This window comes from Serratia sp. FGI94 (assembly GCF_000330865.1).
In the GTDB taxonomy this organism is placed as follows: Bacteria; Pseudomonadota; Gammaproteobacteria; order Enterobacterales; family Enterobacteriaceae; genus Serratia_B; species Serratia_B rubidaea.
On the sequence record NC_020064.1, the window covers coordinates 1,294,389 to 1,312,391 of the forward strand.

General features: G+C 60.4%; 19 protein-coding genes and 1 riboswitch. Of the genes, 11 read left to right on the forward strand and 8 right to left on the reverse strand.

What is annotated here, in order from left to right; translation table 11 throughout:
* Positions 1-32: 32 nt before the first annotated feature.
* Positions 33-743: an ATP-binding cassette domain-containing protein gene (locus tag D781_RS05915; protein WP_015671401.1), complete on the reverse strand. Its 711-nt coding sequence runs from the start codon at positions 741-743 to the stop codon at positions 33-35.
* Between the two features lie 52 nt (positions 744-795).
* Between D781_RS05915 and D781_RS23575 the strand changes: the two genes are divergently transcribed.
* The 3 genes from D781_RS23575 (at position 796) to D781_RS05925 (ending at position 4,244) form a co-directional block, all read left to right on the forward strand.
* Positions 796-1,185: a hypothetical protein gene (locus D781_RS23575; protein ID WP_124014432.1), complete on the forward strand. Its 390-nt coding sequence runs from the start codon at positions 796-798 to the stop codon at positions 1,183-1,185.
* A gap of 689 nt (positions 1,186-1,874) precedes the next feature.
* Positions 1,875-3,887 carry an excinuclease ABC subunit UvrB gene (gene uvrB / locus D781_RS05920; protein WP_015671402.1) on the forward strand — a complete coding sequence of 671 codons (2,013 nt, stop codon included), beginning with the start codon at positions 1,875-1,877 and terminating at the stop codon, positions 3,885-3,887.
* A gap of 111 nt (positions 3,888-3,998) precedes the next feature.
* Positions 3,999-4,244, forward strand: a complete 246-nt coding sequence (locus tag D781_RS05925) for a VF530 family protein (RefSeq protein ID WP_015671403.1) — start codon at positions 3,999-4,001, stop codon at positions 4,242-4,244.
* A gap of 154 nt (positions 4,245-4,398) precedes the next feature.
* Here the strand turns inward: D781_RS05925 and yvcK are convergent, their stop codons facing one another.
* A complete protein-coding gene (yvcK, locus tag D781_RS05930) occupies positions 4,399-5,316 on the reverse strand; it encodes a uridine diphosphate-N-acetylglucosamine-binding protein YvcK (RefSeq protein WP_015671404.1) in 918 nt (305 codons plus the stop codon).
* Positions 5,317-5,725: 409 nt separating this feature from the next.
* Positions 5,726-5,864: riboswitch (molybdenum cofactor riboswitch) on the forward strand.
* Here yvcK and moaA point away from each other — a divergent pair.
* The 7 genes from moaA (at position 5,851) to D781_RS05965 (ending at position 10,047) form a co-directional block, all read left to right on the forward strand.
* On the forward strand, positions 5,851-6,837 hold the full coding sequence (moaA, locus tag D781_RS05935) for a GTP 3',8-cyclase MoaA (RefSeq protein ID WP_015671405.1): 987 nt from the start codon (positions 5,851-5,853) through the stop codon (positions 6,835-6,837). It overlaps the preceding riboswitch by 14 nt.
* Before the next feature lie 30 nt (positions 6,838-6,867).
* Positions 6,868-7,380 carry a molybdenum cofactor biosynthesis protein B gene (gene moaB / locus D781_RS05940; RefSeq protein ID WP_015671406.1) on the forward strand — a complete coding sequence of 171 codons (513 nt, stop codon included), beginning with the start codon at positions 6,868-6,870 and terminating at the stop codon, positions 7,378-7,380.
* 4 nt (positions 7,381-7,384) lie between these two features.
* Positions 7,385-7,864 carry a cyclic pyranopterin monophosphate synthase MoaC gene (gene moaC / locus D781_RS05945; protein ID WP_015671407.1) on the forward strand — a complete coding sequence of 160 codons (480 nt, stop codon included), beginning with the start codon at positions 7,385-7,387 and terminating at the stop codon, positions 7,862-7,864.
* Positions 7,861-8,106 (forward strand): molybdopterin synthase sulfur carrier subunit, encoded by a 246-nt coding sequence (moaD, locus tag D781_RS05950; protein WP_015671408.1) that lies wholly within the window; start codon positions 7,861-7,863, stop codon positions 8,104-8,106. The genes moaC and moaD overlap by 4 nt, the downstream gene beginning before the upstream one ends.
* Before the next feature lie 2 nt (positions 8,107-8,108).
* Positions 8,109-8,561 (forward strand): molybdopterin synthase catalytic subunit MoaE, encoded by a 453-nt coding sequence (gene moaE / locus D781_RS05955; protein WP_015671409.1) that lies wholly within the window; start codon positions 8,109-8,111, stop codon positions 8,559-8,561.
* A 129-nt stretch (positions 8,562-8,690) separates the two neighbouring features.
* Positions 8,691-9,401, forward strand: a complete 711-nt coding sequence (locus D781_RS05960) for a Bax inhibitor-1/YccA family protein (RefSeq protein WP_015671410.1) — start codon at positions 8,691-8,693, stop codon at positions 9,399-9,401.
* 202 nt (positions 9,402-9,603) lie between these two features.
* Positions 9,604-10,047 carry a DUF2628 domain-containing protein gene (locus tag D781_RS05965; RefSeq protein ID WP_015671411.1) on the forward strand — a complete coding sequence of 148 codons (444 nt, stop codon included), beginning with the start codon at positions 9,604-9,606 and terminating at the stop codon, positions 10,045-10,047.
* 39 nt (positions 10,048-10,086) lie between these two features.
* On the opposite strand, the gene D781_RS05970 is transcribed toward D781_RS05965, so the two are convergent.
* From D781_RS05970 to cecR, 6 genes are all read right to left on the reverse strand, one after another.
* On the reverse strand, positions 10,087-10,416 hold the full coding sequence (locus D781_RS05970; RefSeq protein WP_015671412.1) for a hypothetical protein: 330 nt from the start codon (positions 10,414-10,416) through the stop codon (positions 10,087-10,089).
* 74 nt (positions 10,417-10,490) lie between these two features.
* The gene (locus D781_RS05975) at positions 10,491-11,597 is read right to left on the reverse strand and encodes an ABC transporter permease (protein WP_015671413.1); all 1,107 of its coding nucleotides are present in this window, start codon (positions 11,595-11,597) and stop codon (positions 10,491-10,493) included.
* Between the two features lie 9 nt (positions 11,598-11,606).
* Positions 11,607-12,761 (reverse strand): ABC transporter permease, encoded by a 1,155-nt coding sequence (locus D781_RS05980; RefSeq protein ID WP_015671414.1) that lies wholly within the window; start codon positions 12,759-12,761, stop codon positions 11,607-11,609.
* Positions 12,761-14,494, reverse strand: coding sequence for an ATP-binding cassette domain-containing protein (locus D781_RS05985; RefSeq protein ID WP_015671415.1), 1,734 nt, complete (start codon positions 14,492-14,494; stop codon positions 12,761-12,763). The genes D781_RS05980 and D781_RS05985 overlap by 1 nt, the downstream gene beginning before the upstream one ends.
* A 9-nt stretch (positions 14,495-14,503) precedes the next feature.
* A complete protein-coding gene (hlyD, locus tag D781_RS05990) occupies positions 14,504-15,490 on the reverse strand; it encodes a secretion protein HlyD (protein WP_015671416.1) in 987 nt (328 codons plus the stop codon).
* Positions 15,491-15,502: 12 nt separating this feature from the next.
* Entirely contained in the window at positions 15,503-16,210 is a 708-nt protein-coding gene (gene cecR, locus D781_RS05995; RefSeq protein WP_015671417.1) for a transcriptional regulator CecR, read from the reverse strand.
* A 329-nt stretch (positions 16,211-16,539) separates the two neighbouring features.
* Between cecR and rhlE the strand changes: the two genes are divergently transcribed.
* On the forward strand, positions 16,540-17,907 hold the full coding sequence (rhlE, locus tag D781_RS06000; RefSeq protein WP_015671418.1) for an ATP-dependent RNA helicase RhlE: 1,368 nt from the start codon (positions 16,540-16,542) through the stop codon (positions 17,905-17,907).
* Positions 17,908-18,003: the final 96 nt, after the last annotated feature.

Consider the following 18,003-nt stretch of genomic DNA (forward strand, 5'->3'; position numbering starts at 1 on the left):
ACGGCGGCGGGCCATACGCCCGCGCCATCGCATCATACCGTCAGGTAGGCGTCAATCAGGGCGTCATCCAGCTGCGCCAGCGTGCCGTTCGCGACGTTGCGCCCCTGATCCAGCAGGCAAAAACGGTCGGCCAGGCGGCGTATCAGCGTCAGGCGGTGCTCTACCAGCAAAATGGTCATTCCCCATTCCCGGTTCAGCCGCTGTACGGCGGCGCCGATTTCACTGACGATCGACGGACGCATGCCGGCGGTCGGCTCATCCAGAATCAGCAGCTCCGGCTCGCGCACCAGCGCGCGTGAGATCGCCAGCTGCTGCTGCTCCCCGACGGACAAATCGCCGGCGCGCCGCAGGCGCATGGCCGCCAGCGTGGGAAACAGCTGGTAAATCAGCGGCGGGATACGCTGCTGCGATGGCCTGCCGGCCAGCAGCGCCACCTGCAGATTCTCCTCGACGCTGAGTTGCGAGAAGATCTGCCGTCCCTGCGGCACATAGGCGATGCCCAGCGCCGCACGCTGCTCCACCGCCTGCGGCAGCAGGTTTTTCGGCGCTTCATCGGCGCGCTGCCAGGTCATACTGCCGCTGACCACTGGCAGATGGCCGACAATACAGTTCAGCAGCGTGGTTTTACCGACGCCCTTGCGCCCCAGCAGGGCGGTGCACTGGCCGCGCGGCAGCTCCAGATTGATATCCCACAGCGTGTGGCTCGGCCCATAAAACTGATTGACTGAACGCAGGCTCAACATACGGCATTCTCCTTACCGGTCGGTTGTTCACTCATGCCATCGGGGCAAGGGTATGGCATTGCCCCGCGCGACTGACGCTTGCTTTCCCGAGTGTTTTAACGTTCAGAACCCAATGCCGCCCGAAACGCGGCAAAATGATACCGGAGTCCGGCGGAAAGGGCGTTTTTCAGCGTTCTCGTGTGCTGTTATTGCCGCCCGGCGCGCTGTCGAGCGCGGCCGCCGTCTGATGCCCGCTTTTTTTGTCGGCCCGGCGGTTATTCCTGATAGCAACTCCCGGGCCAATATTGTCGTCCGACGTGAAAAACGCGTGATTGTTATCGTCATGTTAAGCTTTGGCCGCGCTGCGTCTGGCCTGTGCAGACTGGGTAAAATGGCGGCAAAAGTTAAAATGGACGTTTTTTGCACTACGGCGGTGCCGCGGCGAAACCTAATGGTGCAATAGCGATGGGGGTATCGGTGGCGTCAGTCGGCGATCTGGCCGAATGCGGGATTGGCAATGGGAGCTGTTAGTCTTTATAGGTATAAACAAAGCAATAAAAGTGTCAAAAAATAACTAAAAAAGCCATTTGGGATCGTTTCAAGGGCAAAAAGTGTTTTTTCTGTAGCTCCCGTGGCTGGCGGGGTGGTGTGAGTTATCCACTATTCCTGTGGATAACCTTGTGTATTAGATTTAGAAAAGCGGCGGGAAGCGAGAGCGGACGCGGCTTCTGTTCGCATTGTCCGGATTCTCGTCTTTTTGTTAATTTACTTTTATATCAACTAATTAACTAAAATCAAGACGTTGTGTAAGCGGTTAATGTCGTATGTATGATTTTTCGACACTCTGCTATCAAGAAGTTAATTTATCGCGCGATCTGGGGATAAATCTGTTATTGACAATAAAAATGTCACCGAAGCGTAACCTTAACGGTGCAGCGTCCTAATCTCCCCGGCGGCAATGCCACGAATCCGCTTGAAGCTGGTTTTATATCCAGTATCATAGGGGCTGGCGAAAAACGCCGCGGCTTTCCATACTTATTGGCTGCCCGGCGTGCCGACGCGGCGCTCTGCACCGTTAGCCACGCGCAACCCGATGTGCCGACGCCGCTCGTCTCTGTCTTCTTGCCGCAACGCCAATGACTTTGGGTATCTATGAGTAAATTATTCAAACTGCATTCAGACTTCAAACCGGCCGGCGATCAGCCGGAAGCGATCCGCAAGCTGGAAGAGGGGCTGGAGGACGGGCTGGCGCACCAGACGTTGCTGGGGGTGACCGGTTCGGGGAAAACCTTCACCATCGCCAACGTGATTGCCGATCTCAACCGGCCGACGATGGTGCTGGCGCCGAACAAAACGCTGGCGGCGCAGCTGTACGGTGAGATGAAAGCGTTCTTCCCGGAGAATGCGGTAGAGTATTTTGTCTCTTACTACGACTATTACCAGCCGGAAGCCTACGTGCCCAGCTCCGACACCTTTATCGAAAAAGACGCCTCGGTGAACGAACATATCGAGCAGATGCGTCTTTCCGCCACCAAGGCGCTGCTGGAGCGGCGCGACGTGGTGGTGGTGGCCTCGGTGTCGGCGATCTACGGCCTGGGCGATCCGGATCTGTATCTCAAGATGATGCTGCACCTGACCCAGGGCATGCTGATCGACCAGCGTTCGATCCTGCGCCGGCTGGCCGAGCTGCAGTATACGCGCAACGATCAGGCCTTCCAGCGCGCCACCTTCCGGGTGCGCGGCGAGGTGATCGATATCTTCCCGGCGGAATCCGACGAGCTGGCGTTGCGCGTCGAGCTGTTTGACGATGAGGTGGAGCGCCTGTCGCTGTTTGATCCGCTCACCGGCCAGGTGGATCGGGTGGTGCCGCGTTTTACCATCTACCCGAAGTCGCACTACGTAACGCCGCGCGAGCGCATCCTGCAGGCGATGGAGGAGATCCGCACGGATCTGGCGGAGCGGCGCAAGGTGCTGCTGGCCAACAACAAGCTGCTGGAAGAGCAGCGACTGTCGCAGCGTACCCAGTTCGATCTGGAGATGATGAACGAGCTGGGCTACTGCTCGGGCATTGAAAACTACTCGCGCTACCTCTCCGGCCGCCAGCCGGGCGAGCCGCCGCCGACGCTGTTCGACTACCTGCCGGCCGACGGCCTGCTGGTGGTGGACGAATCGCACGTCACCGTGCCGCAGATCGGCGCGATGTTCAAGGGCGACCGCTCGCGCAAGGAAACCCTGGTGGAGTACGGTTTTCGTCTGCCGTCGGCGTTGGACAACCGGCCGATGCGCTTTGAGGAGTTTGAAGCGCAGGCGCCGCAGTCGATCTACGTCTCGGCCACGCCGGGCAAATATGAGCTGGAGAAATCCGGCGGTGACGTGATCGATCAGGTGGTGCGCCCGACCGGCCTGCTGGATCCGGTGGTTGAGGTACGGCCGGTGGCGACGCAGGTCGACGATCTCTTGTCCGAGATCCGCAAGCGCGTGGCGATCAATGAGCGGGTGCTGGTGACGACGCTGACCAAACGCATGGCGGAAGACCTGACCGAATATCTGGAAGAGCACGGCGAACGGGTGCGCTATCTGCACTCGGATATTGATACCGTCGAGCGGGTGGAGATCATCCGCGATCTGCGTCTGGGCGAATTTGACGTGCTGGTCGGCATCAACCTGCTGCGGGAAGGGCTGGATATGCCGGAAGTGTCGCTGGTGGCGATTCTGGACGCGGATAAAGAGGGCTTCCTGCGCTCCGAACGCTCGCTGATTCAGACCATCGGCCGCGCCGCTCGTAACCTGAACGGCAAGGCGATTCTGTACGGCGACAAGATCACCGACTCGATGGCCAAGGCGATTGGTGAAACCGAACGCCGTCGCGCCAAGCAGCAGGCGTATAACGAAGCCAACGGCATCGTGCCGCAGGGGTTGAACAAGAAGATCGCCGATATTCTGCAGCTGGGCCAGCCGTCACCGCGCGGCAAAGGCAAAGGGAAGGGCAAGGCGGCGGAGAGCGCGGCGCAGTATCAGACGCTGACGCCGAAAGCGCTGGAGCAGAAAATTCGCGATCTGGAAGCGCAGATGTACACCCACGCGCAAAATCTGGAGTTTGAACAGGCGGCGGCGCTGCGCGATGAGATCCACCAGCTGCGCGAGCAGTTTATCGCCATCTCCTGATGCAGTCAGCGCCGGCCCGCAGCGGCCGGCGATGAAAATCCTTGTCGCGCCCGGCAAAGCTGATTATGGTGTGCGGCCCACAGACCGGCGACAGATAATCGAGCAACCGCTATGAGCGCATACAATCCCAAAGATCCGCTGCACGGCATCACGCTGGAGCAGCTGCTGAACAAACTGGTGGAATACTACGGCTGGGAAGAGCTGGCCGACCGTATCCGCATTAACTGCTTCAGCAACGATCCCAGCATCAAATCCAGCCTGAAGTTTTTGCGCCGCACGCCATGGGCGCGCACGCAGGTGGAGGAGCTGTACATCCAGATGCTGAGTAATAACCCTTGGTATACCCGTCATACTTAAAGCTGCAGGTGCGTTGGCTGCGTTCAGTCACCCGAATCACTGACCGGAGTCAGCTCATCGGGATTCCTTCCCTTGCCGCCTTCCTGCAACTTTAATTATTTAGGGTAACTACCCGTCATACTTAAAGCTTGCGTAAATTCACTGACCTGAACCGCTAGCGGCGGGCCGCCAGCTGGCTCAGCGCCTGGTCGATCGCCTGGCGCAGCAGCTGACGGTCGTGGCGGTAAGGAATATCGCTGGCTTCCAGATTTTGCTGGATCACCAGACGGTCCGGCACCGACTGCGTATCGGTCTGCGGGCCGACGATCAGCGCGTCGACCATGACGCGGCCGATTTTTTCCTCCATCAGCGCCAGCTTGTCGCGCAGCGACAGCGAGGCGGCGGCCACGCTCAGCTCCTTACCCAGGTTGTCGATGTAGATCATGCTGGCGCTGCTGCGGCGCAGGGCGCGCGCCAGATCGTCAAGCAGCAGCAGCGGCATCAGGCTGGTCAGAAAACTGCCTGGACCAATCAAAATCAGATCCGCCTGCGCGATGGCGTCAAGGGCTTCGCGGGTGGCGTTGACGTGCGGCGACAGCATCAGCTCCTGCGGCATCGCGGTCAGCTGATCGACGTTGACCTCGCCGTAAACGTGGTTGCCTTCGTGATCGTGCGCCATCAGATCCACCGGCTGCTCCGACATCGGGATCAGCGCCGCGTCCACCTTCAGCAGGCTGCGGATCAGGTTGATCGCCTCCAGCGGGCGTACGCTGAGGTGATCCAGCGCCTTCAGCATCAGATTGCCCAGATTGTGGCCGGCCAGCTCGCCGTTGCCGCTGAAGCGGTATTCGAACATCGCGGAAGCGACGCTGGGCTCGGTAATCAGCTGGTTGAGGCAGTTGCGGGTATCGCCCCAGGCGATGCCGCCTTCCGAGCGGCGGATACGGCCGGTAGAGCCACCGTTATCGGTGGTGGTGACGATGCCGGTCAGGCGTGAACCCAGAGAAGAAAGCGATGACATCACGCGGCCAAGGCCATGGCCACCGCCTAATGCGACGACGCGGTCCAGATCGGCCAGGGTACGATTACGCATAATATTCCTTATGCCCGGCGTCGTGCGGACGTTTCGGGCGATATCAATTTTTATACCCGGCATACTTTAAGTGACAAGCGTTGGCGGCGTTCAGACAGCCGCATCACCGCCCGGCGTCAGCGCATCGTGCCGCCTCACTGCAACTCGCATTATGTCGGGTCTATCACGGACAGATAATCGGCATAAAGTAGCGGATTTGAGTGAAAAAGGCGAAAAAGAGTGTGATTCGGGTGATTTTAGTCAATTCCCCTGGCAGAGCCGAGGTTATGATAGGCGTTCAGCGTTCGACCGAGTAAAAACGCTATATACACAATTACATAGCGAAAAGACGCGTTGGCTATTCGCGTCGTTTAGCGCTAGAATTTTGCTGAAAACCACGGTTTCACTGCGGTTGCTGCGGCAACCAGCGCTGAGATCACAACTCCTAGCCCCTGTGCCTACGTCGCTTGGCGATATGGCGCCCGGGCCGTGGCGAAGTCAGCCACCAGGGTGCGCGATAGAAATGTCCGCATCTCCCGTATTTGGAAAGGTGTTATGGTGCCCCAACTTACCGATGCTTTTGAGCGCAAGTTCTATTACCTGCGCCTGTCGATCACCGACGTGTGCAACTTTCGTTGCACCTATTGCCTGCCGGACGGCTATCAGCCGAGCGTCAGTCCCAAAACCTTCCTGTCGCTGGATGAAATCCGCCGCGTCAGCCGCGCGTTTGCCGAGCTGGGCACTGAAAAAGTGCGCCTGACCGGCGGCGAGCCTTCGCTGCGCCGCGACTTCTGCGAAATCATTGCTGCCGTACGGGAAAACCCGGCGATCCGTCAGCTGGCGGTGACCACCAACGGTTACCGTATGGCGCGCGACGTGGCGCGCTGGCGCGACGCCGGCCTGACCGCGATCAACGTCAGCGTCGACAGCCTGGATGCGCGCCAGTTTCACGCCATCACCGGCCAGGATAAATTCCGCCAGGTGATGGCGGGCATCGACGCCGCCTTCGACGCCGGTTACGACAAGGTGAAGGTGAACGCGGTGCTGATGCGCGACGTCAATCACCAGCAGCTGGACGCCTTTCTGGCCTGGATTAAACCGCGGCCGATTCAACTGCGCTTTATTGAGCTGATGGAAACCGGCGAGGGCGGCGAATTGTTCCGCCAGCGTCACGTTTCCGGCGAGGTGATCCGCCGGCAGCTTGAGCAGCAGGGCTGGCAGCGCCAGCCGCGCGGCCGCAGCGACGGCCCGGCGCAGGTGTTCCGCCATGCGGACTATCAGGGGGAAATCGGCCTGATTATGCCGTATGAGAAGGATTTCTGCGCCAGTTGCAACCGGCTGCGCGTTTCCGCCATCGGCAACCTGCACCTGTGCCTGTTCGGCGAACAGGGCATCCCGCTGCGCGACCTGCTGGCGGAAGATCGCCAGCTGGAGGGGCTGAAGCAGCGTATCCAGAGCGGTCTGCTCAGTAAGAAGCAGACGCATTTTCTGCACCAGGGCGACAGCGGCATTACGCAGAATCTGTCGTTTATCGGCGGCTGAGTCCGGCCTTACCTTCAGGGAGTCTCATCCATGAGTCATGCCAGCAGTGAATTTATTGCGGCGCGCGTCGCCGTTTTGACCGTTTCCGACAGCCGCAGCCTCGCGGAGGATACCTCCGGCGATTACCTGCAGCAGGCGGCGCAGGAGGCCGGGCATCAGGTGGTGGAACGCGCGCTGGTCAACGACAATATTTACCAGATCCGCGCGCAGGTTTCGGCCTGGATCGCCAGCGATGCGGTGCAGGCGGTGCTGATCACCGGCGGCACCGGTTTTACCGCGCGCGACAACACGCCGGAGGCGCTGACGCCGCTGTTTGATCGCCAGGTGGAAGGCTTCGGCGAACTGTTCCGCATGGTGTCTTATGAAGAGATCGGCACCGCCACCATTCAGTCGCGCGCGCTGGCCGGCATCGCCAACCAGACGGTGATTTTTGCCATGCCGGGCTCCACCCGCGCCTGCCGCACCGCCTGGGAGCGCATTATTGAATCGCAGCTGGACGCGCGTAACCGTCCCTGCAATTTCCACCCCCACTTAAAGAAATAACGCTATGAGTCAGTTAACCCACATTAACGCCGCCGGCGAAGCCCATATGGTGGACGTCTCCGCCAAGGCGGAAACGGTGCGCGAAGCGCGCGCCGAAGCCTTTGTCGAGATGCAGGCGGCGACGCTGGCGATGATCGTCGAAGGCCGTCATCACAAAGGGGACGTGTTCGCGACCGCGCGCATCGCCGGCATTCAGGCCGCCAAACGCACCTGGGAGCTGATCCCGCTGTGCCACCCGCTGATGCTCAGCAAGGTGGAGGTCAATCTGCAGGCGCAGCCGCAGCACAATCGGGTGCGCATTGAAACCTGCTGCCGCCTGACCGGCAAAACCGGCGTCGAGATGGAAGCGCTGACCGCGGCGTCGGTCGCGGCGCTGACCATCTACGATATGTGCAAGGCGGTGCAGAAAGATATGGTGATTGGTCCGGTGCGTCTGCTGGCGAAAAGCGGCGGCAAATCCGGCGATTTTGAGGCTGAATCATGATTGATATCCTGTTTTTTGCCCAGGTGCGGGAACTGGTCGGTACGGATCGCCTGCGCCTGCCGGCGGAGTTCGCCAGCGTCGAGGCGCTGCGTCAGGCACTGTGTCAGCGCGGCGACCGCTGGGCGCTGGCGCTGGCGGCCGATAACTTGCTGATGGCGGTGAACCAGTCGCTGGTGGCGGCGGAACACCCGCTGAGCGTCGGCGATGAGGTCGCGTTCTTCCCGCCGGTAACCGGAGGCTGACGGTGGACAACAGTCGTATTCGCGTGCAGCGCGCGTTATTTAACGTCGGCGAGGAGTATGCCTGGCTGGCGCAGTGTGACGATGACGGCGCGGTGGTGACCTTTACCGGCAAGGTGCGTAATCACAATCTGGGGGATAACGTCAGTGCCCTGACGCTGGAGCATTATCCCGGCATGACCGAAAAGGCGCTGGCGGAGATCGTCGCGACGGCGCGCGAGCGCTGGCCGCTGCAACGGGTCTGCGTGATCCACCGCATCGGCGAGATGTTCCCCGGCGACGAGATCGTGTTTGTCGGCGTCACCAGCGCCCACCGCAGCATGGCCTTTGAGGCCGCCGAATTTATTATGGATTACCTGAAAACCCGCGCGCCGTTCTGGAAGCGTGAGGCCACCGAGCAGGGCGAGCGCTGGGTCGAGGCGCGCGACAGCGACCAGCAGGCGGCAAAACGTTGGTAAATCAACGGTAAACGGCGGCAATAAATCCATACTTTTGCTCACCGCCGCCGCCGATATTCTGTGATACGCTTATTACAGGTGGGGGAATGGCCCCCGTAACAGTTGTTCCACAAGTAAAAGGTAACCGTCATGGACCGATATCCACGCTCCAATGGTTCTATCGTCGAACGCGCCGGCAGCGGCATTCAGGCCTATATGGCGCAGGTATACGGCTGGATGACCTGCGGCCTGCTGCTGACCGCCTTCGTTTCCTGGTATGCGGCCAACACGCCGGCGATTCTCAACTTTATCTTCTCCAGCCAGATTACCTTCTTTGGCCTGATTATCGCCCAGCTGGCGCTGGTCTTCGTGATCTCCGGCATGGTGAACCGGCTGAGCGGCGCGGTAGCGACGTCACTGTTTATGCTCTATTCGGCGTTGACCGGGCTGACGCTGTCGAGCATCTTTATCGCCTATACCTATACGTCGATCGCCAGCACCTTTGTGGTGACCGCCGGTATGTTCGGCGCGATGAGCCTGTACGGTTACACCACTAAGCGCGATCTCAGCGGCTTCGGCAGCATGCTGTTTATGGCGCTGATCGGCATCGTGCTGGCGTCGCTGGTGAACATCTGGCTGAAGAGCAGCGCGCTGATGTGGGCGATTACCTATATCGGCGTGGTGGTGTTTGTCGGGCTGACGGCCTACGACACCCAGAAGCTGAAGGCGATGGGCGAACAGCTGAACGCCGACGATAAAGACAGCTTCCGTAAATACGCCATCGTCGGGGCGCTGACGCTGTATCTGGACTTTATCAACCTGTTCCTGATGCTGCTGCGCATCTTCGGCAACCGCCGCTAAACCACCGGATGGCCGGCGGCCATCTCACCTTATCAGCATTTCTGCACAAAGCCCTGGCAACGGGGCTTTTTTACGCCCGCCCGCGTTACATAATACAAACAAATACTTAATAATATATTGACAATGTTTATGTCATTGCGTTGAATAATTGGCGCTATAGGATGGTAATCATTAAATTTTGTGATGATAGAAAGAGGATTTTATGAATCAGTATAAAGAGCTTAGCTCTAAGTGGCGGGAGCGTTTTGATTTTTTCGACAGCGTCGGCGGTGATATCACTTCCCCGGAATACCGGAATAAAATTAAAGAGTTAGGCTTCTTCGAACGCATGAAGTATATCATGAATTTCTTCGCCTTTTTCTTCGGCATTATCTATATGTGCATTCTGGGGCTGTGGAAAAAGGGGCTGGTGCTGTTTGTTGGTGCCTGCGTGCTGAGCTATATCGTCGCGATAGTAGAGTATGTGACCGGCGGCAATTTTGAGTTAGCCTACCGTTTCTTGGGAATTGGCTATAGCTGCCTTTGCGCCTCGGTGGCTAACTACGCCTATTACCTGAAGGAAAAACGAGGGATCCAGGGCTGGAACCCGTTTGAAGGCTTTAGCAAGCGTTCTGCGGCGAAGATTGCTGCCCGCCGAGAAGGGTAGAGCTGACAAAAGAGGCCGTGCTCACGGCCTCTTTGGGGGTTATCCCGCTATCGTGGCCGCGATGATAAACAGATACAGCGCAAACAGCGCCAGTGAGAACAGCAACGCCAGCGCCGCACGCCACTTCAGCGTCGATTTGAACAGGCCGACCAGCGACAGGTAGAACACCACCAGATTGGCGATCAGGTTAATCCCCACCAGCAGTAGCATCGTCAGGTCGATCCACTCGGCCACCTCTTCCGGCAGCAAGATGCCGGCTAAACAAATCCCAACCAGCAGCAGAAGATTAATCCCGGTCAGCCGAAAGGCGAAGCGGACCATATTATCGAATTCGTTATTCTTGACCTTGACGGCGGTTTCCTGAGACAAATCGCGCGCTCCTTTAGCGATAAAGATAAAAACTCCCACGTAGCCTAGACGGTGACGGGCCGTCCCGCCAGCCGTCAGGCGATTTTCCGCCGGAACATGGCGTAGGCGGCGCTGCCGGTGGTGACGGTAATCACCAGCAGCGGCCACAGGCTGCCCCAGATAATGTCAAAGCTGGCGTCTTTCAGGTAAATCTGCTTGGTGATATCGGTAAAGTGGCGAATCGGGTTGGCCCAGGTCAGGTTCTGCAGCCAGACCGGCATATTCTCCACCGGCGACACATAGCCGGACAGCAGAATGGCCGGCATCATAAACACAAACACGCCGATAAACGCCTGCTGCTGGGTGGCGCACAGCGCCGAAATCAGCAGCCCGAACCCCACCAGCGACAGGCCGTACACCAGCATGGTGAAATAGAACAGCAGCAGCGAACCGGCGAACGGGATCTGGTAGAGAAAAATGCCGATCAGCAGCACGATCGAGGCCTGAAAGGTGGCGACGATCAGCGCCGGCACCGCCTTGCCGATAAAGATCTGCCAGGTGGTGAGCGGTGAAACCAGCAGCTGCTCCAGCGTGCCCTGTTCCCGTTCCCGCGCCACCGACAGTGAGGTGACGATCATCACGCCGATGGTGGTGATCATCGCAATCAGCGACGGCACGACAAACCATTTGTAATCGAGGTTGGTGTTGTACCAGTTGCGCACCACCAGCTCGCTGTTGTTGGGTTGCTGCCGTCCGTCCAGCAGCTCCTGCTGATAGTTCTGTACGATCTGCTGCACATAGTTGGCGGCGATCTGCGCGCTGTTGGAGTTGCGCCCGTCGAGAATCAGTTGCAGCGGCGCGCTGTTGCCGTTGGCGATATCGCGTGAGAACTGCGCCGGAAAACGGATCAGCAGCAGCGCCTGTTGGTTGTCGATGGCGTGGCGGATCTCCTGCGGGCTGCGCAGCATCAGCACGTGGGTGAAGGCCTTGGCCTTGGCGAAACGCTGGGTCAGTTCCACCGAGGCCTGGCCGTTATCTTCGCTGTACACCGCGATGGTGGCGTTGGTCACCTCCAGCGTGGCGGCAAACGGAAACAGCAGCACCTGCAGGATAACCGGCAGCACCAGAATGGCGCGGGTTTGCGGGTCGCGCAGCAGCGACTGCATCTCTTTGACAATCAGCGTCCATAGGCGATGAAACATCGAAGGCTCCTAGTCCAGACGTCGCTGGGTTTTCCAGGCGGTCAGCCCGATAAACAGCACGGCGGAGGCGATTAAAAACAGCAGATTGATCAGCAGCATGCTGCCGATGTTGCCCGCCAGAAACAGCGTTTTCAGCGTGCTGACGAAATAGCGCGCGGGAATGATATAGGTGACGGCGCGCACCACCGCCGGCATGCTGTCGATCTGGAAGATAAAGCCGGACAGCATGATGGACGGCAGAAAGGCGGCGTTCAGCGCCACCATCGCGGCGTTGAACTGATTACGCGCGATGGTGGAGATCAGCAGCCCCATGCCCAGCGTACTGATAAGGAACAGGCTGCTGATGACAAACAGCAGCAGCAGCGAACCGCGATAGGGCACGCCGAACACCCACACCGCCACCACCATACACAGCAGCATGGCGAGCATGCCGAGGACATAGTAGGGCAGCAGCTTGGAGAGCAGCAGCTCGCCGCGCGTCACCTGCGTCGACAGCAGCGCCTCCATGGTGCCGCGCTCCCACTCGCGCGCCACCACCAGCGAGGTGAGAATGGCGCCGATCACCGTCATGATGATGGTAATGGCGCCGGGAATGATAAAGTGCTGGCTGATGGCCGCCGGGTTAAACCAGTAGCGCATCTGCACTTCGATCAGCGGCCTGTCATTGCGTCCGCGATCCTCGGCGCGCTGCTGCTGCCAGATCTGCCAGACGCCCTGGGTATAGCCCTGTACGAAGTTGGCGGTGTTCGGCTCGCTGCCGTCGGTGATCACCTGGATCGGCGCGCTGTCGAACGGCCGCGCCATACGCCGGGCGAAATCGACCGGGATCACCACCAGGCCGCGGATCTCGCCGGCCTGCATCTTGCCGATCAGTGCCTGGCGGTTATCGCTGATGGTCGGATCGATATAGGGCGATCCGGCAAAGGCGTTGACCAGATCGCGCGCCTCTTCACTTTGCTGCTCCACCAGAATGCCGAGCCGCAGCTTGCTGGAATCCAGGTTGATGCCGTAGCCGAAGATAAACAGCAGCAGCAGCGGGATCAGAAAGGCGATCAGCCAGCTGCTGGGATCGCGCAGGATCTGCCGCGTTTCCTTCAGGCACAGCGCGCGCACCCGGCGCCAGGAGAAGGCGCTGTCGTTGCCGATCGCCGGATTATCGTTCATCACTGCTCCTCCCGGTCGTAGCCCTGCACCAGTTCGATAAACGCCTGTTCCATCGACGGGTTGGGGTTTTGCTCGCTGGCGACCTGCTGCTTCAAATCATCCGGCGTGCCGGCGGCGATGATTTTGCCGCGGTAAACCAGCCCGATGCGATCGCAGTATTCCGCCTCGTCCATAAAGTGGGTGGTGACCATCACCGTAACGCCCTTGTCCACCATGCCGTTGATATGCAGCCAGAACTCGCGCCGCGTCAGCGGATCGACGCCGGAGGTGGGTTCGTCCAGAAACAGAATGTCCGGCTCGTGCATCAGCGCGCAGGCCAGCGCCAGCCGCTGCTTGAAGCCGAGCGGCAGCGCGTCCGGCGCCTGGTTGATAATCGGCCCGAAGTTAAAGGCGGCGGACATTTCCGCCATTTTCTGCCGCTGTCTTTTGCCGCTCAGGCCGTAGACGCCGGAGAAAAATTTGAGGTTCTGCGCCACCGTCAGGTTGCCGTACAGCGAAAACTTCTGCGCCATATAACCCAGATGCTGACGTGCCTTGCCGGAGCTGGTTTTCAGATCCATCCCCAGCACCAGCGCCTTGCCGTCGCTCGGCACCAGCAGCCCGCACATCATCTTGAAGGTGGTAGATTTGCCGGCGCCGTTGGGGCCGAGCAGGCCGAAAATCTCGCCGCGCTTCACCTGAAAATCCACGTGGTCGGTGGCGGCGAAGTCGCCAAACTTTTTCGTCAGGTTCTGCGCTTCAATCACGGTTTCCGCGCCATCGCCGCTGACGGTCGGCATGATCGCCGCCAATGCGGATTTGCTGTTCGGCCCGCCGCCGAGCAGATCGATAAACGCATCCTCAAAGCGCGGCTCCGCCTCGCGCAGCTCGACGTCGGGAATCTGCAGATCCTGCAGCACCTGCTGATGATCGGCGTCCGGCTTCAGGATCAGCCGCAGGTATTTGCCCTGGATCACGCCGTCGGTCACCGTCGGCAGACAGATCGCCTGTTGCAACAGCGCGCGGTGGCTGCCGGACGGCGCCGCCAGCAGGATGCTGCGTCCCGCCATGCGCCGGGTCAGTTCCTGCGGCGCGCCGCTGAACAGCAGCTGGCCTTCGTTCATCAGCAGCACCTCGCGGCACTGTTCGGCTTCGTCGAGGTAGGAGGTGCTCCACAGGATCAGCATGCCGTCGTTGGCCAGCTCGTGCACCATACGCCACAGCTCGCGCCGCGAAATGGGGTCGACCCCGACACCCGGTTCATCCAGCAGCAGCACCTGTGGCTCGCCGATCAGCGTACAGGCCAGCCCCAGCTTCTGCTTCATCCCGCCGGACAGCTTGCCGGCCAGCCGGCCGGTGAAGCGGGTGAGATCGGTAAATTCCAGCAGGCGCTGGAAGGTGGCGCGACGCGCCTCGCCGGTGACGCCGCGCAGATCGGCATACAGCGTCAGGTTTTCCATGACGGTCAGATCTTCATACAGGCCGAACTTCTGCGGCATATAGCCCAGAATGGCGTGCAGCTTACGATCGTCGGCGATCGGATCCAGACCGGCGACCCGCAGCGTGCCGGCGCTCGGCCGCAGCAGCCCGGCCAGCATGCGCAGCAGGGTGGTTTTCCCCGCGCCGTCCGGGCCGACCAGCCCGGTGACCGCGCCGCTGCGCAGTTGAGTGGTCAGGCTGGCGACCGCCGGTTTATCCAGCTCGGGAAAGCGTTTCTCCAAGCCTTCAAGATCAATGGTGTGGCCCTGTTCCATCATTTTTCCCTAAGGTTGAGAAAAATGCAGGGTGACCGGCATGCCCTGGCGCAGCGCGTCATCCGGGTCGCTGACGATCACCCGCAGGCGATACACCAGATCGGTGCGAAGATCGGTGGTCTCCACGCTTTTCGGCGTGAATTCAGCGGTCGGCGAGACAAAGCCCACCTTGCCGTGGTACGGCTTGCCGGGCCGGCTGTCGGTGTACAGCGTCATTTCGCTGCCCGGCACCGCCTTGCCCAGATCGGCTTCGCTGACGTAGGCGCGCACCCAGACCGGCTGGGTCAGCGACAGGGTAAATACCGTGCTGCTGGCGCTCAGCATGGTGCCCGGCTCCACCGCGCGGGTCAGAATGGTGCCCGCCGACGGTGTGATGAGCCGGGTGTCCTGCTGGTCGAGCCTGGACTGGGCCAGCGCGGCTGTGGCCTGCGCCAGCGCCGCTTTGGCCTGTTCGATTTCCTGCGGGCGGTTGCCGCTGCGGTATTGCGCCAGTTTATCCCTTGCCGCCTGCAGATTGGCCTGCGCCTGGTTACGGGCGGTGCGCGCGTCCTCCAGCGCATCGGCGGAGGTGGCCTTGTTCGCCCATAGCCCTTGCTGACGCTGTAAAAAGCTGTTGGCGTAGTTGAAGGCCGCCAGCTTTTGCGCCACTTCGGAACGCACCTGGGCGATCTCTTCATCGCGGTAGCCGGCCTGCAGCAGCGCCAGCTTGGCCTGCGCGCTGTCGACGTTGGCCTGCGCCTGCAGCAGGGCATTCTGATACGGGCCGTCGTCGAGCTTGCCGAGCAGCTGGCCCGGTTTGACGGTATCCCCTTCGTCAACCGTCAGCGAAGCCAGGCGGCCGCTGACGCGGAACCCCAGATTCACGGTGCGGATATCAACATTGCCGTAGAGGGTCAGCGGCTTTGCCTGTCGCTGTTGGTAATACCAGATACCGGCCGCCACGGCGGCGATCGCTATCACCACGATCGCCACCAGACCAACGCGTTGCTTATTCATATCTCTCCCTGCCTATAACGGTAAGACGTCGGGGCCGCCGCCGTAACGCTGGCGCAGGCCGTTAACCAGTAAATCAATATGTTCCGCCAGTACGGCGGCGACCTGCCTGGCCTCTTGTGCGCCAATCTGTCGCCAGCCGGCCTGTCGGCGGATGGTTTCCCGCGCCACGCGGAACGACAGCACTTCGCCGAGCAGCGCATGGGTGTGCAAAATCACCTTGGTGGAACCGTCTTCCAGGCCGGTATAGGCGGCCAGCAGCCGGCTCAGCTTGCCGTGCAGCGGCGCCACCACCTGCTGGTGAATCAGCGGGTAGGCGTCGGTGGGGGAGAGCTGCTCGCGCGACATGATTTTGCTGAGGTTAAGCGTATGGGTCTGGGTCATCAGCTCGCTGAAGGCCAACAGGCCGCGTTTCAGATGCTGCAGATACAGCTCGGGACGGCGCTGTTCGGCCGGCAGCAGCCACAGGCGGTCAATCTCGTCCGCCAGCGGCTGAAAGGTCTGCTGAATAAAGTCGGCAATCCACTGGGCGACCGCCAGGTACAAGCCTTCTTTGGAATTAAAGTAGTAGGTGATGGCGGCGATATTCTGCCCGGCGCGCTGGGCGATGACGCGGGTGGTGGCGCCCTCCAGGCCGTATTCGCCGAAGACTTCGACCGCCGCGGCAATCAGCTGTTGCCGCGCCTGCTCGCCGCGTGGGTGATGATTTCCTGCAGAAGGCATAGACGCACTACTCGCAAAAGTTAATCAATCATTTGATTAACTTTAGACCTGAGCAGACAAAATGCAAGCGGAAAGCGCAGCGGATTTTTTCGTGTTGAACCGCCGTTTAGCGGCATAATGTGCGCTGCCTGGCGAAATTTACCTTTTCTTGTTCGACATCTGTTACAATCGCCGACCTGGTGCACTTGCAGTTTGTGCCAATCCCTCGTGGTATGCCGGGGATATGCGAGCGATAATGCCGCTGTCCCTATGCCCCGTCTGATCATCCTCCCGGGAAACTGCACCGAACATTTGTTTAGGTTAGGGGGGAGCTGGAGCTTTTCTCTACTATGTCATTTGAAACTCTCGGCTTGAATGCCGAAATCCTGCGTGCCGTTGAAGAACAGGGCTATCGCGAACCTACGCCGATTCAACGTCAGGCGATCCCGGTGGTGCTGGAAGGGCGCGACCTGATGGCCAGCGCCCAGACCGGCACCGGCAAAACCGCCGGCTTTACCCTGCCGGTATTGCAGCTGCTGAGCAGTAAACCGAGCCCGGTGAAAGGCCGCCGCCCGGTGCGCGCGCTGATCCTGACCCCAACCCGTGAGCTGGCGGCGCAGATCGGCGAGAACGTCAGCGCCTACAGCCAGCACCTGCGCCTGCGTTCGCTGGTGGTGTTCGGCGGCGTCAGCATCAACCCGCAGATGATGAAACTGCGCGGCGGGGTGGATATTCTGATCGCCACGCCGGGCCGTCTGCTGGATCTGGAACATCAAAACGCCGTCGATCTGTCCAATGTGGAAATCCTGGTGCTGGACGAAGCCGACCGCATGCTGGATATGGGCTTTATCCACGATATTCGTCGCGTGCTGGCCAAGCTGCCGGCGAAGCGTCAGAACCTGCTGTTCTCCGCCACCTTCTCCGACGATATCAAGGCGCTGGCCGGCAAACTGCTGCACAACCCGGCGTCGGTGGAAGTGGCGCGCCGCAATACCGCCTCCGAGCAGGTGACGCAGCACGTGCACTTTGTTGACAAGAAGCGTAAGCGGGAACTGCTGTCGCAGATGATCGGCGAAGGCGACTGGCGTCAGGTGCTGGTGTTTACCCGCACCAAGCACGGCGCCAACCATCTGGCCGAACAGCTGAATAAAGACGGCATCACCGCCGCCGCGATCCACGGCAACAAAAGCCAGGGCGCGCGTACCCGGGCGCTGGCCGATTTTAAAGATGGCCGCATCCGCGTACTGGTGGCGACCGATATCGCGGCGCGTGGTCTGGATATCGACCAGCTGCCGCACGTGGTGAACTATGAACTGCCGAACGTGCCGGAAGACTACGTGCACCGTATCGGCCGTACCGGCCGGGCGGAACGCACCGGCGAAGCGATCTCGCTGGTATGTATCGATGAACACAAGCTGCTGCGTGATATTGAACGCCTGCTGAAGCGCGAGATTCCGCGCATCGCCCTGCCGGGCTATGAGCCGGATCCGACCATCAAGGCGGAGCCGATCATCAATGGCCGCCAGCAGCGCGGCGGCCGTGGCAACGGCAACCCGGGGCGCGGCAACGGTAACGGCGGTGGCCAACGCGCGGCCAACGGCGGCGGCCAGCGTGACAACCGCGGCAACGGCGCCCAGCGCGCCCGTCCGCAGGGCGAAGGCAAACCGCGCAGCGGCGCGCCGGCCCGCCGTCCGCGTCGCAGCAGACCGGCGGAGTAAACGCCCGCAGCATGCATCAGGCCGCCGTTTATCGGCGGCTTTTTTGTGCCGTCAGCGTCTTGTCTGCGGCGGACGGCACTCGTATCATGGCTGGTC

Coding starts and splice junctions, on each gene's coding strand:
- D781_RS05915 (WP_015671401.1), bottom strand. CDS start 743: ATGTTGAGCCTGCGTTCAGTCAATCAGTTTTATGGGCCGAGCCACACG.
- D781_RS23575 (WP_124014432.1), top strand. CDS start 796: ATGGCATTGCCCCGCGCGACTGACGCTTGCTTTCCCGAGTGTTTTAAC.
- uvrB (WP_015671402.1), top strand. CDS start 1,875: ATGAGTAAATTATTCAAACTGCATTCAGACTTCAAACCGGCCGGCGAT.
- D781_RS05925 (WP_015671403.1), top strand. CDS start 3,999: ATGAGCGCATACAATCCCAAAGATCCGCTGCACGGCATCACGCTGGAG.
- yvcK (WP_015671404.1), bottom strand. CDS start 5,316: ATGCGTAATCGTACCCTGGCCGATCTGGACCGCGTCGTCGCATTAGGC.
- moaA (WP_015671405.1), top strand. CDS start 5,851: ATGGTGCCCCAACTTACCGATGCTTTTGAGCGCAAGTTCTATTACCTG.
- moaB (WP_015671406.1), top strand. CDS start 6,868: ATGAGTCATGCCAGCAGTGAATTTATTGCGGCGCGCGTCGCCGTTTTG.
- moaC (WP_015671407.1), top strand. CDS start 7,385: ATGAGTCAGTTAACCCACATTAACGCCGCCGGCGAAGCCCATATGGTG.
- moaD (WP_015671408.1), top strand. CDS start 7,861: ATGATTGATATCCTGTTTTTTGCCCAGGTGCGGGAACTGGTCGGTACG.
- D781_RS05960 (WP_015671410.1), top strand. CDS start 8,691: ATGGACCGATATCCACGCTCCAATGGTTCTATCGTCGAACGCGCCGGC.
- D781_RS05965 (WP_015671411.1), top strand. CDS start 9,604: ATGAATCAGTATAAAGAGCTTAGCTCTAAGTGGCGGGAGCGTTTTGAT.
- D781_RS05975 (WP_015671413.1), bottom strand. CDS start 11,597: ATGTTTCATCGCCTATGGACGCTGATTGTCAAAGAGATGCAGTCGCTG.
- D781_RS05980 (WP_015671414.1), bottom strand. CDS start 12,761: ATGAACGATAATCCGGCGATCGGCAACGACAGCGCCTTCTCCTGGCGC.
- D781_RS05985 (WP_015671415.1), bottom strand. CDS start 14,494: ATGGAACAGGGCCACACCATTGATCTTGAAGGCTTGGAGAAACGCTTT.
- hlyD (WP_015671416.1), bottom strand. CDS start 15,490: ATGAATAAGCAACGCGTTGGTCTGGTGGCGATCGTGGTGATAGCGATC.
- cecR (WP_015671417.1), bottom strand. CDS start 16,210: ATGCCTTCTGCAGGAAATCATCACCCACGCGGCGAGCAGGCGCGGCAA.
- rhlE (WP_015671418.1), top strand. CDS start 16,540: ATGTCATTTGAAACTCTCGGCTTGAATGCCGAAATCCTGCGTGCCGTT.